This window comes from Streptacidiphilus carbonis (assembly GCF_000787775.1).
Taxonomy (GTDB): Bacteria; Actinomycetota; Actinomycetes; order Streptomycetales; family Streptomycetaceae; genus Streptacidiphilus; species Streptacidiphilus carbonis.
Window position 1 is genome coordinate 23,605 of record NZ_BBPM01000016.1, and the last position, 12,493, is coordinate 36,097.

Consider the following 12,493-nt stretch of genomic DNA (forward strand, 5'->3'; position numbering starts at 1 on the left):
AGCGCTCGAACCTGCCGCTAACGTGGAGGCATGCGCCCGGACCGATTCCAGACCCTGCTCGCCAACCACCTCCCCGCATTGCCCGGCATCACCAAAACCGAGACCTTCGCCGACGCCGGACACGACCGCTCCCCCTACGGCCTCGTCATCCACCACGACAACGGGGCTCGCACCTGGTGGCAGATCACCGCCACCTCCCGCCCCGGCGACGTCTACAGCCAGCCCGAAGGCGAACCCGTCACCGGCGAGCGGCAGGCCGAACTGCCGATGCCGAACCTCGCCGGGGAGCGAGTCGACACCGCGGCCGTCGAAGGCGCCATCGCCGCCGTGCTGCTCCAGGCCGACGCTGCCGGGGAGGTCGCCGCGATGCTCCGCTACTCCCAGCGGGAGAACCCCGGTGCGATCAGCCACGGCCTGACCGTCCACTTCCACGACGGATCGAAGATCTTCGTCAACGGCCTCGCCGCCTCCCGCGGATCCGAACCCCGGCCGTCTTCGTACTTCAAGCTCGACGCCCACGTCTGAGGGAGTCACCATGGCACCGAACGGCAAATGCCCCAGCTGCGGGCAGCGCATCGGCTCCAAGCCCGGCCAGCCCACCACCCCGCACAGCCTGCCCGACAACCCCAACAAGGCATGCAAGGGCGGCACCACGCTGCCGCTGTAGCCGAGCACGACGAAGCGCCCGCCACCTCCACGGTGGCGGGCGCTTCTGCATGTCCGGGGCTACTCGGCCGGCGGGTCGGCGGCGACCAGGCTGTAGTAGCGCGCCTCGGACCACTTTGGCGCGCCAACGATCTCGGCACGACCAGCGGCAACCAGTGCCCGCAGCGTGTTGTGGGCCGAGGTTGTCGAGAACCCGCTCTCAAGAGCCAGTTCAAGCGCCGAGAAGCGCCGCCCCCCGTAGCCGTTGAGCACGATTCCAGTCAGGACGGGCGACCCGCATGCGCGCTTGCGGCCCCGGTTGAACACCACGTTGTGCTTCGGCCGCTCGGCGGCAATGGCCTTGCCTTCGGCAAGCGCAGCCTCGCTGCGAGACGGGTACCAGGTGACCTTGTAGCTAGTGACGTTGCGCCACCAACTCCGGTCGGCGTGCGAGTACCAGCGCTTCGCAGGCTCCAGGCATATCCCGATGTACAGGACCTGCCCCTCCCGGTCGAAGAACCGGTAGAGGGCGACCTCCTCGTCATTCGTTCGGTTGATCATCTCGCCGCTGGTTGAGCGCTGCGTCATTCGCGCCGGTCTCTCTCTTGCTGCGGTGGACGCCGTGCACGGGCTTCCGATTCCGGAAGTACTCCTCGATGGGCGGCCACGGGATCTGGAAGTACGGCCCGAGCTTCTTCCACGACTCGCGCGGGACGGGCCAGTTCGGGTCGGTCTTCGAGAGCTGGCTCACGCGCTCCCTCGTCATCGTCTGCGCGTAGCCCAGATCGACGACGCGACGGGCGATCTCAGCGAGGGTCACCAACTCCTGCACCTCCCCTGTGGGTCCGCCGTTTTCGGGCACACCGGTAGTATCTCCCATGACCTTGACCTCAAGTCAATATCAGTGCTTCCATGGGAAGCACGCTCTTCCGACAGAGAGCGACCCCCGTTCCGCGGTTTCTGAGGCGGCGGAACGGGGGCCTAGAGCAAGCCCTTGACCTTGACGGGAAGGCAAGCCCATGGTTTCGCATGGTACAGACGGTGCGATCTCCAGCACAGACCCGACGCGGCTGATCGACTCCGGCTCCCACAGCGTGGCTCTGTCGCTGCCGACCGACTTCGACGTCGACCACGCCCTCGGCGCCTACGGTGACGCCGCCCCGCTGAGCCCCCGCGACTGGCGCGGCCACATCGACCCCGCCTCCATCCCCACCGCGCCGCACACCGCCCCGTCCATGACCGCGCAGCAGGTCACCGAGGCCTTGCGCGGCAGCGACGTCGACGACGGCTGGCACGGCAGCATCGAACGCCCCGCAGCCTGGGCCGCGTTCGGCGACGGGGACGGAGGCAACGCGGCATGAGCTGGGACGCCTTCACCATCACCCTGACCAACGGCACCACCATCACCGAGGCACCCGAGGCCGACGGCCCCGGTGCCCCCGAGTGCGTGTACATCGAGCCCTACGGCGTCGAGATCCACGGCGACCACGCCGACATCGTCACCGACCACCCGCACTACAAGGGCGTCGAGCGCGTCAACCGGCGCCCCGACGGCACCTTCTCCCGGCCGAAGAACGGCGACGGCTTCTCCCGCCGCTACCGCTGAACCCCCCCAGATCGGCCGGGCTGTCCTGCAACCCCCACGCGGGACGGCCCGGCCCCACGACCGACCGAAGGAGCCCCCGATGGACCTGTTCAAAATGCTCCACCCCGACGCCCCCGCCGAGATCGTCGACGGCAACGGCGACACCTGGAAAGGCACCACCGTCCACCCGCCCCGCAACGGCGAACCCATGTACTACAACGCCACCGGCCCCGACGGCTACGCCCTCACCCCCACCGAGATCGCCAACGAACTGGGAACCCGGTGACCAGGGCCACCACGTGCAGCTGCGGAGGCACCAGCTTCCTCACCTCCACCGTCGGCTACACCAAACTCGCCGCCGGGATCCTCACCACCTGCGTCAACATCCGCTTCAAAGGCCGCTGCACGAGCTGCGGAACAACCCACTCGGAGATCGTCGCCCGCAACGTCCCCGCCGACACCGACCCGCTCACGTACTGGAAACAGCACTAGCCGCACCACCCAACCCGGAAGGAGCCCGTCATGGGCCTGTTCAGCCGCCAGCCCAGCAACACCTCGTCCGACGAGAAGCCCTACGCCACCGACGCCCAGATCCGCGAGATCGCCCGCCTCGTCAATGCCGGGGACCACAAGGCCGCCACGAAGATCACCCAGTCGACGGCCGACCCTCGCGGCGCAGCGTTCGAGGCATTCCGCTACATCGACGTCGCCCCGCCCGAAAGCAGCTGACCCAGCCCCCAGAGAGGAGCCCGGCCGTGAACACCAGCCCAACGACCGCACTGATCGCCCTGCTCGCCGTAGCGGCCGGACTCCTCACCGGGTACTACACGCCGGCCCTGATCCCGGGGCTGGTGTTCGGGGTGATCGCCTACGTCGCCGTCGTCCTCGGCGCCATCCGACTCCTCCACCTCAACCGCGACACCACCCTCATCAACACCACCCGCTGCGTCCTCGTCGCCGCCTGCCTCACCCTCCACGCCATCCTCCGCGGCTGCATCGCAGGCCTCAACGCCCTCAACCGCTGGGACATCAACGCCATCGCACGAACGGGAGCATCCACGCCGTGACCGAGGACAAGCCGATGGCCTCACCCGCGACACTGCGCCGCATCGCGCTGGGCACCGTCATCGCCACCATCGCCCTGACCGGTACCGCGTTCTGGCTCTCCTACGAACACCTGCACGACGTCGCCAGGCACTACGGACTCGACGGCAGCCGCGCCTGGGCATGGCCCGCGACCGTCGACCTGTTCATCGTCATCGGCGAAGCCCTGATCCTCAGCGCATCACTGCAGCGCCTGACCGACAGGGCCGCCATCGTCCTGGCCGTCATCGGCTCCACCGGATCCATTGCCCTCAACGTCGCCGGCGTCGGCAGCCACGCCCCCGGCATGACCTACGTCGTTGCCGCCGTGCCACCGTGCGCGGCGCTTCTGGCGTTCGGCGCGCTGATGCGGCAGATCCACGAGAACCTCTCAGGTGGCAGCCGGGCGGAGACTGGCAGTGGCAGCAGTGCGCCTGCCAGCGCACCGCCAGAGCCTGCCAGTCGAGCGGCTGCCAGCGCCCCTGCCACCCCTGCCACTCCCCCGGCTGCCACCCCTGGCAGGACCGTGCCAGAGCCCGGCGCGGCCCCCGCTGGCACGCCTGCCAGCCCGCGGCCCGCCACCCCTGGCAAGGCGCCCGCGGCAGCCGCTGGCACTTCGGACAGCACCCTCGCTGCCGCCAGCGAGGCCCGGGATCTCGACGAGGTCGCCGACACCTACCGCAAGCTCGCCGCAGCCCTCGGCCGCGCCCCATCGGACAAGGCACTCGCCGACGCCCTCGGCGTGGGCCGCTCCCGCGCGCAGCAGTTGCGCTCCGCCGCCGCCGAAGCAGGGCACGCCGATCTGGCCAAAGCGCTCCGGGCGGCATCATGACCGCCCCCAGTGACGTGACGCCGACCCCGCAGCTCTCGAAAACGCTCCGGCCTGCACCGATGCTCCCAGCCGTCACCACGTCACGTCACGGCGCTTCCCTCGCGGGCAGCCTGGAGACGTTCGCCGCCTGGTGCTCCCGACGCCGCTACGAGGCCGCTCCGCTCGCCGGGAACGCCGCCCTGACCGGCATCGCCTGGACCGAGAACCTTTCCGGCGTCGGCCTGGGAACCGGCCTGGCCTACGGTGCGGCCACCGCAGCCTCCGGGGCACTCGCCGGCTTGGCCCTCAAGCACAAGCACCAGCACCTCGCCTCCGCCGGAGCCGGACTGACCGCGATCCTCGCCGACGCCGGCATCAACGCCATGGCCGGCCCGTCGACCGCCGGCCTGATTGCCAGTGCTATTGCCACCGCTGCCAGCTACGCCGTCTACATCCCCTGGTTGACCCGGCACCGGCACGAGCGGTTGGCACTCCACGTCCAGGCCGCCAAGGCTGGCACCCTGGCAGGTGGCATGGGGCTGGCAGCGCAGGCCCCTGGCATCACGGGTGGCAGCGCGGAGGAGACCGCGATCTACCGGGCCCTGGCAGCCCTGGGTGCCACGCCGCTGTCCATCGACGCGTTCCAGTCGAACGCCAGCGGCTGGGTCGCCCTGGTGACCCTGCCGCCGGGCCGGGCCACGAGCCCGGGTGCGGTGTCCGCGAAGCGCGAGCAGCTGCGCACCAACCTCGGTCTGCCCGGACGGCTCACGCTGGGCCAGGGCCCGCAGGGCAACCAGCTGATCATCCGGATGCAGACCGTCGACCCGCTCGCCGACCCCATCCCGTGGCCCGGCCCGTCGATCACCTCCGTGAAGCAGGCCATGACAGTGGGCCTGTTCGCGGACGGCACCCCGATCCTCCTCGACGTCATGGCCGACCACATCCTCGTCGCCGGGGCCACCGACAAGGGCAAGTCGGGTCTCCTCAACGTCATCATCGCCAACCTCGCAGGCTGCCCCGACGTCAAGATCCTCGGCATCGACATGAAGCCCGGCGCCCTGGAACTCGGCCCCTGGCAGGCCGTCATGCACGCCCTGGCCTCCGGGGCCGAGGGTGCCGAGGCCGTCGCGGACTACGTCGTGCGTGAGATGGAACTCCGCGGCGAGCACCTCGCCACCCTGCGCGGCCCGGACGGTGAGCCGGTCCGCAAGTGGATCCCCGGCAACCCCGACGCCGACCCCGACTCGCCCGAGTGGGGCCACGGCGACGCCTGGGTGCTGGTCATCGACGAGCTGGCCGAGTTGGTCCGGCAGACCCCGAAGGTCGCCGACCGGCTCATCACCCTCAACCAGGTCGCCCGCGCCATGGGCATCCGGATCCTCGCCGCCACCCAGTCCCCGTCCGAGCGCGCGTTCGGCGGCAAGGGCACCGACGCCCGCCAGCAGTACGGCACCCGCATCGGCCTGGGCGTCAACGAGTCCGTGACCGTGAACCTGATCCTCGGCGCCGGTGCGCTCGGCGCCGGCTGGCGGCTGCAGGACCTGGACGCCCCCGGCAAGCTGATGATCTCCTCGAAGCGGTACGGGCAGCCGCAGGAAGCCCGCGCCTACTGGATCGGCGACGGCCAGATCGCCGCGACCGCGCGCCTCAACGCCACCCGCAAGGCCGACCCGGACGGAACCCCGCCGGACGGCGGCGGCACGAAGCCGCGGCTGCTGAAGTCCGTGCCCTGCTTCCCTGACGGCTCCGAGATCCCCGCGAACCGGCAGTCCCTGTGGCAGGCCCTGGACCGGCGCGGCGCCGAGGGCGCGACGATCCTCGAACTCCTCGCCGAGGTCGCCGGGACGGGCCTGAACCAGCGCACGTCGATCTCCGACCCGATCCAGTCCTGGAAGGCCCGCGGCTGGGTCGTCGACGGCGGTCGCCGCGACGCCTCCAAGGTCTTCATCCTCGCCCGCCACGCCGAAGCAGCCTGAGAGGCCGTCATGTCCGACTACCTGGATGCCCTTGAGGGCCGCGCCGAGTGGGATCCGGTCGCTGCCGCGCTCGCCGAGGCCGACCGCCAGCGCTTCCTGCCGGTCCCGGTGGAGCGCCTGGCCGCGCCGGCCCCGGTCGTGGTGCATCAGCCCGAGCCGCTGCCCGCGCCCCAGCGCCGCGGCCTGGACCCGTGGGTGGTGCGCCCGCTGGCCCTGGGCGGCTGCGTTGCGCTGTGCGGCCTCGGCGTGGACCTGGCCGGCATGGGCATCCGGGCGGCGGGCCCGTACCTGTGGGGCCTGGCCGCGGTGCTGGGTGCGTTGGCCGCCCTGGTGGCGTTGATCAAGTCGAAGTCGGCGCCGGTGTCCGGCGGTACGAACGTGACGATCCAGGACAGTCGGCACGTCAAAGTCCGACTGTGAGGCGCCGGACCGTCGGCCGCCGGATCTCTGTCTGGACGGGCCGCGTCATCTTCTGGTCCTGCCTGATCGGCACGGTCCTGCATTCCATCCACCACCACTAAGGAGTCACCGTGTCGTTCCGCTTCCGCAAGTCCTTCAAGTTGCTGCCGGGTGTCCGGCTGAACCTCGGCAGCAAGTCGATGTCGATCACGCTTGGCTCCGGTCGGCTGCACGAAACCATCTCGACGACCGGTCGGCGCACCACATCGGTCCGGGTCGGCAAGGGCCTGTCCTGGCGCAGTACCAGCGGCAGCCGACGACGGAGAGGATGATGGCGGCCATGACCGTGCGCCCGTACCCGAGTGTCACCCGCGCCTGCCACCAACTGGAGCGCCACGCCCAGCCGGAGCCCGAGCCGGTGCCGTTGGTCGCGGTGGACTGGGATGCGTTCGCCAAGACCGTCGGCTACAGCAATGCCAGCATCACGCGGGCCTTCGCTCGCCTCCAGGCGGCGTTCACCCAGCGGCCCGTGATCGACGTGACATTGTCGTCACGCCCCGGCTAGCCTGACGGGACCTCAGCTGCCCGCTGACGCATCCCGGAGCCCCGCCGAACGCACACGGCGGGGCTCCGGCGCGTCCGGGTGCAGGTCTGGTGATTCCGCCTCGTCGTGCCCGCCTCGGGTGCATCCTGATCTCAGGCGGGAAGACGCGCCTGCCCCGGCCCCGCCGCATCCCCCGTCGGCGGGGCCGAGGCGCGTCTACGACGCTTCGCGTTCCGGCCGGGGTTCGGCGCGGCCCATCCACCGGTCGTCGCGACCCAGCACCTGCGAGACGCGTCCGCCCGCGACGGGCAACAGGTCGTTGTTGGCGCACAGTTCGGCGAGGAGCTTCTCGGCCGCTTCACGAGTCTTCGCGTGAACCGTCACCATGGTGTCCATGGGCCTATCGTGACGCTCCGTTCGCACGCGTGCACGGCATTCCCGGCAATCCGTCACGCCACGCAGGTCACCCCGCTGATGGTTACACGCAGCGACCGTCACAGGCGCATACTTCAAGCAGCCCCTGCCACTCCTGTCACCCGGGAGCCTGCGTCATGCCCTCAGTCATCCCCCAGCCGTGCCCAGGTCGATGCAACGCCCCCTGGCGGCGAGCCGAAGAAATCGGCGACCCGCACACCCTCCAGCCCATCCCCGGTGAGCCCGTCCACTGCTGGGCCTGCTACTCCACCGCGCACACCCAACTCCAGCAGCTCCCCGAGCTCCTGCAGGCGATCTACCTCGAAGGACTCGACGGCACCCACGCGAAGTTGGTCGGCACGATCGGCCGCGTCGGCCTCCAATCGCCGCCCTGGCCCGGGCAGGCCGCCCGCCTGTTCGCGGACGGCCTCGGCGAAGGCATCCTCATCCTCGCCAACGACGTCCGCGAGTACATGGACGAACCCGTCGAGGACCCCGACACCACCGGCGTCAGCGTTGGCCGCGCCATCGGGACCCTCGTCATCCACCTGCGCTGGCTCCTCGCCGAGCACCCCTGCGCCACCGAGTCCCACGGCGGGCGCTCCGGCAACCCGGCGTGGCAGATCCACGGCTGGCACCGCTCCGCCGAGGTGTTCTGCAAGCAGGACGAGCAGCCGGCGGCGAAGCGCCTGGCCGCCTGCCGGTCGTGCGGCGGCCCGTGGCTGCGGTCGGTGAACGGCGTGGTGGAGTGCGTGGATCCGGGCTGCCGGACCGTCATGACGAACGACGAGTACGCCGCCTACGTGGAGCGACTCACCGCCGCGGCAAAGTTCGCGGGCATCGCCGCTTGACCAGGGACTTTGGACATGTCTAAAGTTCTCGCGGGAGATCATGCCCACTCGTAGAGCTTTCGAGGGCCTCGGAGTCGCTGACTTCGAGGCCTTTTGCGTACCTGGAGGTGCCCGGTGATTGATGTCGCGGCCACCTTGCAGAAGGACGTCTGGACGGTTGCTGAGGCTGCCGAACTCGCCGAAGTTACGGTCGATGCGGTGCACAAGTGGCGTCGCCGCGGGCTGCTGGAAGACGCCGGCCGGGACTGGCGGGGCCGGGTCCTGGTGCGCGCCGTCGACGTGATCCGGGCCGAGAAGGCCACCCGCGAGCGGGCCCGCCGGGTGTATCCGGTTCACCAGGCAGCCTGACCGAGCTGTTGCGCCATCGCATGGAGGACCCTTGAAGCCCGGCCCCACCCTCCCCGACCGGCGCGAGTCCTCGTCTCGGATGACGATGCCGCGCCCTGGCTTTGAGGCCGACCGCATCGCCGCCGGCCTCTACGGCCGCAGCGACCTGACCGACGATCAGCTGTGGGCTGCCCTGGAGTACGCACCACTACTGCGCTCCGAGGGGCGCCTTGCCGCTGAGATGCGGGTGCCGATGGTCGTCTATCCAGAGCGCCCGCGGGCTGGCTACTGCCTGTGTCGCACGACTCTGAGCCGGGACAGTTCCCGGCGCCAGAACGGTCGCTGAGGCCGCCTGATCTCCCTGATGGCCTCGCCCTGGCGGCTGTCGGGGTGGGCTCGTGTGCGCCGAGGGTCGCCGCGGGCCTGTCGCGGCCCGGTCGACTTCCCCGTCCAGCCGGGCCGCGACATCAACCCTCTGCCTCCGCGGAGGGGTGGCGTCTAGCAGTGGCGCCTTAATCGAGGCTGCTCAAGCCGACGCCCCAGCTTCGAAGGCGGTGACCGTGCCTGAGCTTCCGCTACACCACGACATCACCGTCACCTGCGGATCCCAGTGGAACGACGACGCCTACGAGCTCAAGAACGACAACGGCAGCCTGATCGACATCAGCACCGCAGAGTTCGAGTTCGTGATCCGCCCCAACACCGTGGACCGCACCCAACCCGGCATGGTCACCGTCACCAGCACCCAGGCCACCGCCCAGGGCTACATCACCGTGACCGCCGCGACCTCCACGATCCTCGTGGTCCTGTCGCCCACCGCCACCGCGCTCCTGGCCGGCAACGCGTACCCGTACGACCTGTGGATGAACCCCGGCGGCCCGACCGCCATGGTCTGGGTTCGCGGCGTCGTGTTCTCCGAACTCGCCCCTGCGGCCTGAGAGGGGTGACTGTGCCCAACGTCATCGTCTCCGCGGCTGGCGTCCAGGGTCCGCGCGGCAACACGATCCTGTCCGGTATCGGCGCGCCCACCAGCGCGGTGGGCGTCGACGGCGACTTCTACTTCGACAAGACGAACTTTCCGTCGAGCGTGGTCCTGTACGGGCCGCGCGTCGCCGGACTGTGGCCCAGCTCGGGCGTGACCGTTGGCGGCACCGCGGGCGCGCTGGTTGCGGCGAACAACTTGTCCGACGTTCTCAGCGCGAGCGTGGCCCGCACGAACCTCGGGCTCGGCTCGGCGGCCACTCAGGCGGCGGGCGCGTTCGACGCGTTCGGGGCCGCGAGTGCTGCGCAGTCCGGTGCGATCGCTGACGCGGCCACGAAGTACCAGCCCCTGCAGCCGTGGGTGTTCGACGTTGTTCGGGCGTACGGCGCGAAGGGTGACGGGCAGATCGTCACCGACGGCGTCATGGCGTCGGGAAGTGCCGTAGTCACCTCGGCCAGCGGCAAGTTCGGAAACGTCACAGCCAACATGCTCGTCATGGCCAAGGGCGCCGGTGCGACCGGCGTGACGACCCTGGTCGCGACCGCCGCCAGCAAGCAGTCCAGCAACCAGATCACCCTGAATGCCGTCAACGCCACCGGGACGGCCCTGACCGGTCTGACGATCATGTGGGCGAGCGACGACACCACGGCGATCCAGAGCGCCATCAACGACGCCGTCGCCTACGCACAATCCCACGGCGGCGCAGCGACGGTGCTGATCCCCGCGGCCCTCGGCGAGTTCTACGGCATCGGCGGCCCCCTGGTCACCACCGCATCGGGCAACGCGCAGCTGACGATCCCCGTCGTCTCCAGCACCGGCAACAAGCTGGTGCTGACGTTCCAGGGTGCTGGCGACGGTGCGGCGGTGCAGTACTGGCAGCAGGTCCCGCCGCAGATGAGCGGCAGCACCCTCGTGTCCTTCGGCGTGTTCGCGGGTCCGTCGGCGCAGGCCACGAGCATCACGAACCACGGCAACCCGTCGCTGCTCGGCGGACCGTCGCAGCCCGGCGGCTATGGTGTCGCACCCGGCGTGTACACCAACGTCGACGTCGTGATGCGGGGCCTGTCGCTGCGCACCACGCACTCCGCAGACGGTCTGGGCTACACCGCGATGGACTTCGACGGCTGCGCGAACGCCGCCCTCCACGACGTCGGCTACGGATCCCTGGGTACGGTCGCGAACGGCGACTTCGGCAACCCGGGAGTGTTCGGCACCGGCCTGTCCATCGGGCTGCTGATGCCAGCGTCCGGCAACAACGACCTGTGCATCCTCGACAACGTCACCTGCCACGGCGGGTACACGTACGCCGCGTTCGTCACCGAGCACACTGACATGTTCGGGGTGCGACTGCTGTACTGCTGGGCCGGGCTGTGCCCCGTGGGCCTGTACTTCGGCTCCGTCGGGTCGGTCCATGCGATCCGTGGGTTCGTGTCGGTGGAGGCGTGCCACTACCACCTGTACATCGTCGGCGGCGGTTCCGGTGGCGTGGGCCCGTTCCTGCACCTGCTGCTGGACACCGAGGGCACGGTCCTGTTCGGCGACAACGGCGCTGGCGCCCCGTCGGCGGCGGCCAAGGGTCAGGTGATCCTGACCGGCGAGGTCACCCTGCCGATCACGATCGACCATCCGCCGGGCTTCGACATCGTCAACGACCAGGTTTCGTTCGCGACTGCGGCGGTCAGTAGCGCCTACACGCTGACGCCGCTCGACGAGGTCGTAGAGGTCACCGGTACGACCACGGTGACGCTGCCGACCGCTGTCGGCCGCGCCCGGCGCGTCGTGATCGTCAACGTCGGCACGGGCACCGTCACCGTGGCCACGACGGGCGGCCAGACCATCAGCGGCTCTGCGACGAAGACCCTCGCCTCGCAGTGGAGCTCGCTGGAAGCCGTGCCGTCGCCGTCGGGGAACTGGACCCAGATCGCGTGACCGACCCGTTCGACGACTGGCCTCCGATCCTCGGCCGCTGCTCCAACTGCAACGGACCGGCGCTGCTCAGCGACCAGCGCTGGTGGCACGACGGGCGCCGTTGTGATCCGCGCCAGTACGCCGAATTCCTGCCCGACCCACCCCATGGAGTACCCGCATGCCGCAGCCCTCTGTCGGCCGCATCGTTCACTACGTCAGCTACGGCACACCGGGCGGCGAGTACAGCAAGGAGTGCCGCGCTGCCGTGATCACCGAGGTGTCGCCGGAGAGCAAGGGCGAAGGTCGGGAGATCGTCAGCCTCGCCGTACTCAACCCGACCGGCTTCTTCTTCAACCGAGGCTGCGAGCACCACGAGGTTGCCGTCGAGCCCGACCCGATGCCTCCCCAGCCCGGCGGCGGCGCGCTCAACCACCCCGGCGGCTCGTGGCACTGGCCCGAGCCAGACGAAAGCCCCACATCGTACTCAGATGGTCCGGCGCTGCCGTGCCAAGACTGCGGCGGCGGCCGAGAGTGCGCGCGCTGCGAAGGCCGCGGCCACCTCGACGGCGAACGCTGCCCCGCCTGCGAAAGCCTCGGCGTCTGCGCCACCTGCCGCACGGACAACGCGTAACCAACCCTCACCTGTAGGAGTCACCATGTCCATCCAGATCCTCACCGAAGCCAAGGTCCTTCTCCACGAGGTCATCGCCAAGCTGGAGTCCATCGGCCACCCCCTGGCCGCCAAGCTCCACGGCGACGCCACCCAGCTGGAGACCGAGGCCGTCGCCGACGCCCGGCAGGTCGAGCACGACGCCGCACCCGTCGTCGCCGAAGCCGAAGCCGACGCCAAGACCCTCACCAGCGAAGCCGTCGCCGACGCCAAGGACCTCACCAGCACCGAGCAGCCGCCCATCGACCCCGCCGGACCGGCCGCCCCCACCACCTCCGCCTGACCCCGACACCAACCC

22 protein-coding genes are annotated in these 12,493 nt (G+C 70.2%); 19 read left to right on the forward strand and 3 right to left on the reverse strand.

Annotated elements, in window-relative coordinates:
• Nucleotides 1–30: 30 nt before the first annotated feature.
• A complete protein-coding gene (locus TR46_RS14775) occupies nucleotides 31–525 on the forward strand; it encodes a hypothetical protein (protein WP_042400117.1) in 495 nt (164 codons plus the stop codon).
• Between the two features lie 10 nt (nucleotides 526–535).
• Nucleotides 536–667, forward strand: coding sequence for a hypothetical protein (locus TR46_RS45045; RefSeq protein ID WP_269084260.1), 132 nt, complete (start codon nucleotides 536–538; stop codon nucleotides 665–667).
• A 59-nt stretch (nucleotides 668–726) separates the two neighbouring features.
• On the opposite strand, the gene TR46_RS37915 is transcribed toward TR46_RS45045, so the two are convergent.
• Both TR46_RS37915 and TR46_RS41060 read right to left on the reverse strand, forming a co-directional pair.
• Nucleotides 727–1,233: a GIY-YIG nuclease family protein gene (locus TR46_RS37915; protein WP_052432812.1), complete on the reverse strand. Its 507-nt coding sequence runs from the start codon at nucleotides 1,231–1,233 to the stop codon at nucleotides 727–729.
• Nucleotides 1,187–1,507, reverse strand: a complete 321-nt coding sequence (locus tag TR46_RS41060) for a hypothetical protein (protein ID WP_152626474.1) — start codon at nucleotides 1,505–1,507, stop codon at nucleotides 1,187–1,189. The genes TR46_RS37915 and TR46_RS41060 overlap by 47 nt, the downstream gene beginning before the upstream one ends.
• A 157-nt stretch (nucleotides 1,508–1,664) precedes the next feature.
• On the opposite strand from TR46_RS41060, the gene TR46_RS14785 reads away from it, so the two are divergent.
• The 11 genes from TR46_RS14785 to TR46_RS14835 all read left to right on the forward strand — a co-directional run bounded on the left by TR46_RS14785 (nucleotide 1,665) and on the right by TR46_RS14835 (nucleotide 7,064).
• Nucleotides 1,665–2,006, forward strand: coding sequence for a hypothetical protein (locus TR46_RS14785; protein ID WP_042400119.1), 342 nt, complete (start codon nucleotides 1,665–1,667; stop codon nucleotides 2,004–2,006).
• The gene (locus tag TR46_RS14790; protein ID WP_042400122.1) at nucleotides 2,003–2,251 is read left to right on the forward strand and encodes a hypothetical protein; all 249 of its coding nucleotides are present in this window, start codon (nucleotides 2,003–2,005) and stop codon (nucleotides 2,249–2,251) included. Before TR46_RS14785 ends, TR46_RS14790 begins: the two co-directional genes overlap by 4 nt.
• Nucleotides 2,252–2,330: 79 nt before the next feature.
• Nucleotides 2,331–2,516, forward strand: coding sequence for a hypothetical protein (locus TR46_RS14795; protein WP_042400123.1), 186 nt, complete (start codon nucleotides 2,331–2,333; stop codon nucleotides 2,514–2,516).
• Nucleotides 2,513–2,722 (forward strand): hypothetical protein, encoded by a 210-nt coding sequence (locus TR46_RS14800; RefSeq protein WP_042400126.1) that lies wholly within the window; start codon nucleotides 2,513–2,515, stop codon nucleotides 2,720–2,722. Before TR46_RS14795 ends, TR46_RS14800 begins: the two co-directional genes overlap by 4 nt.
• A 30-nt stretch (nucleotides 2,723–2,752) precedes the next feature.
• A complete protein-coding gene (locus TR46_RS14805; RefSeq protein WP_042400129.1) occupies nucleotides 2,753–2,959 on the forward strand; it encodes a hypothetical protein in 207 nt (68 codons plus the stop codon).
• Between the two features lie 26 nt (nucleotides 2,960–2,985).
• Complete coding sequence (locus TR46_RS14810) at nucleotides 2,986–3,297, forward strand: hypothetical protein (protein ID WP_042400131.1); 312 nt, start codon at nucleotides 2,986–2,988, stop codon at nucleotides 3,295–3,297.
• Complete coding sequence (locus TR46_RS44255; RefSeq protein ID WP_052432813.1) at nucleotides 3,294–4,145, forward strand: DUF2637 domain-containing protein; 852 nt, start codon at nucleotides 3,294–3,296, stop codon at nucleotides 4,143–4,145. The genes TR46_RS14810 and TR46_RS44255 overlap by 4 nt, the downstream gene beginning before the upstream one ends.
• A gap of 59 nt (nucleotides 4,146–4,204) precedes the next feature.
• A complete protein-coding gene (locus TR46_RS14820) occupies nucleotides 4,205–6,100 on the forward strand; it encodes an FtsK/SpoIIIE domain-containing protein (protein ID WP_042400134.1) in 1,896 nt (631 codons plus the stop codon).
• Nucleotides 6,101–6,109: 9 nt separating this feature from the next.
• Nucleotides 6,110–6,520 (forward strand): hypothetical protein, encoded by a 411-nt coding sequence (locus TR46_RS14825; protein WP_042400137.1) that lies wholly within the window; start codon nucleotides 6,110–6,112, stop codon nucleotides 6,518–6,520.
• 110 nt (nucleotides 6,521–6,630) lie between these two features.
• Nucleotides 6,631–6,831, forward strand: a complete 201-nt coding sequence (locus TR46_RS14830) for a DUF4236 domain-containing protein (RefSeq protein ID WP_042400139.1) — start codon at nucleotides 6,631–6,633, stop codon at nucleotides 6,829–6,831.
• Nucleotides 6,832–6,839: 8 nt separating this feature from the next.
• Entirely contained in the window at nucleotides 6,840–7,064 is a 225-nt protein-coding gene (locus tag TR46_RS14835; protein WP_152626475.1) for a hypothetical protein, read from the forward strand.
• A gap of 195 nt (nucleotides 7,065–7,259) precedes the next feature.
• Here TR46_RS14835 and TR46_RS14840 read toward each other — a convergent pair whose 3' ends face one another.
• Nucleotides 7,260–7,439 carry a hypothetical protein gene (locus tag TR46_RS14840; RefSeq protein ID WP_042400146.1) on the reverse strand — a complete coding sequence of 60 codons (180 nt, stop codon included), beginning with the start codon at nucleotides 7,437–7,439 and terminating at the stop codon, nucleotides 7,260–7,262.
• 155 nt (nucleotides 7,440–7,594) lie between these two features.
• Between TR46_RS14840 and TR46_RS14845 the strand changes: the two genes are divergently transcribed.
• From TR46_RS14845 to TR46_RS14875, 6 genes are all read left to right on the forward strand, one after another.
• Nucleotides 7,595–8,308: a hypothetical protein gene (locus tag TR46_RS14845; protein WP_042400149.1), complete on the forward strand. Its 714-nt coding sequence runs from the start codon at nucleotides 7,595–7,597 to the stop codon at nucleotides 8,306–8,308.
• A 114-nt stretch (nucleotides 8,309–8,422) separates the two neighbouring features.
• The gene (locus TR46_RS14850; RefSeq protein ID WP_042400153.1) at nucleotides 8,423–8,656 is read left to right on the forward strand and encodes a MerR family transcriptional regulator; all 234 of its coding nucleotides are present in this window, start codon (nucleotides 8,423–8,425) and stop codon (nucleotides 8,654–8,656) included.
• 539 nt (nucleotides 8,657–9,195) lie between these two features.
• Nucleotides 9,196–9,573, forward strand: a complete 378-nt coding sequence (locus TR46_RS14860; RefSeq protein WP_152626477.1) for a hypothetical protein — start codon at nucleotides 9,196–9,198, stop codon at nucleotides 9,571–9,573.
• Nucleotides 9,574–9,584: 11 nt separating this feature from the next.
• Complete coding sequence (locus tag TR46_RS14865) at nucleotides 9,585–11,546, forward strand: hypothetical protein (protein WP_042400162.1); 1,962 nt, start codon at nucleotides 9,585–9,587, stop codon at nucleotides 11,544–11,546.
• 157 nt (nucleotides 11,547–11,703) lie between these two features.
• Entirely contained in the window at nucleotides 11,704–12,156 is a 453-nt protein-coding gene (locus TR46_RS43085) for a hypothetical protein (RefSeq protein WP_042400167.1), read from the forward strand.
• 25 nt (nucleotides 12,157–12,181) lie between these two features.
• Nucleotides 12,182–12,478: a hypothetical protein gene (locus TR46_RS14875; protein ID WP_042400170.1), complete on the forward strand. Its 297-nt coding sequence runs from the start codon at nucleotides 12,182–12,184 to the stop codon at nucleotides 12,476–12,478.
• The last annotated feature ends 15 nt before the right edge of the window (nucleotides 12,479–12,493 follow it).

Bases quoted from the DNA above. Each gene is read 5' to 3' on its own strand.
- TR46_RS14790 (WP_042400122.1), top strand. From the start codon at position 2,003: ATGAGCTGGGACGCCTTCACCATCACCCTGACCAACGGCACCACCATC.
- TR46_RS14820 (WP_042400134.1), top strand. From the start codon at position 4,205: ATGCTCCCAGCCGTCACCACGTCACGTCACGGCGCTTCCCTCGCGGGC.
- TR46_RS14835 (WP_152626475.1), top strand. From the start codon at position 6,840: ATGACCGTGCGCCCGTACCCGAGTGTCACCCGCGCCTGCCACCAACTG.
- TR46_RS37915 (WP_052432812.1), bottom strand. From the start codon at position 1,233: ATGACGCAGCGCTCAACCAGCGGCGAGATGATCAACCGAACGAATGAC.
- TR46_RS14825 (WP_042400137.1), top strand. From the start codon at position 6,110: ATGTCCGACTACCTGGATGCCCTTGAGGGCCGCGCCGAGTGGGATCCG.
- TR46_RS14805 (WP_042400129.1), top strand. From the start codon at position 2,753: ATGGGCCTGTTCAGCCGCCAGCCCAGCAACACCTCGTCCGACGAGAAG.
- TR46_RS14875 (WP_042400170.1), top strand. From the start codon at position 12,182: ATGTCCATCCAGATCCTCACCGAAGCCAAGGTCCTTCTCCACGAGGTC.
- TR46_RS14845 (WP_042400149.1), top strand. From the start codon at position 7,595: ATGCCCTCAGTCATCCCCCAGCCGTGCCCAGGTCGATGCAACGCCCCC.
- TR46_RS14785 (WP_042400119.1), top strand. From the start codon at position 1,665: ATGGTTTCGCATGGTACAGACGGTGCGATCTCCAGCACAGACCCGACG.
- TR46_RS45045 (WP_269084260.1), top strand. From the start codon at position 536: ATGGCACCGAACGGCAAATGCCCCAGCTGCGGGCAGCGCATCGGCTCC.
- TR46_RS14775 (WP_042400117.1), top strand. From the start codon at position 31: ATGCGCCCGGACCGATTCCAGACCCTGCTCGCCAACCACCTCCCCGCA.
- TR46_RS14840 (WP_042400146.1), bottom strand. From the start codon at position 7,439: ATGGACACCATGGTGACGGTTCACGCGAAGACTCGTGAAGCGGCCGAG.
- TR46_RS14795 (WP_042400123.1), top strand. From the start codon at position 2,331: ATGGACCTGTTCAAAATGCTCCACCCCGACGCCCCCGCCGAGATCGTC.
- TR46_RS43085 (WP_042400167.1), top strand. From the start codon at position 11,704: ATGCCGCAGCCCTCTGTCGGCCGCATCGTTCACTACGTCAGCTACGGC.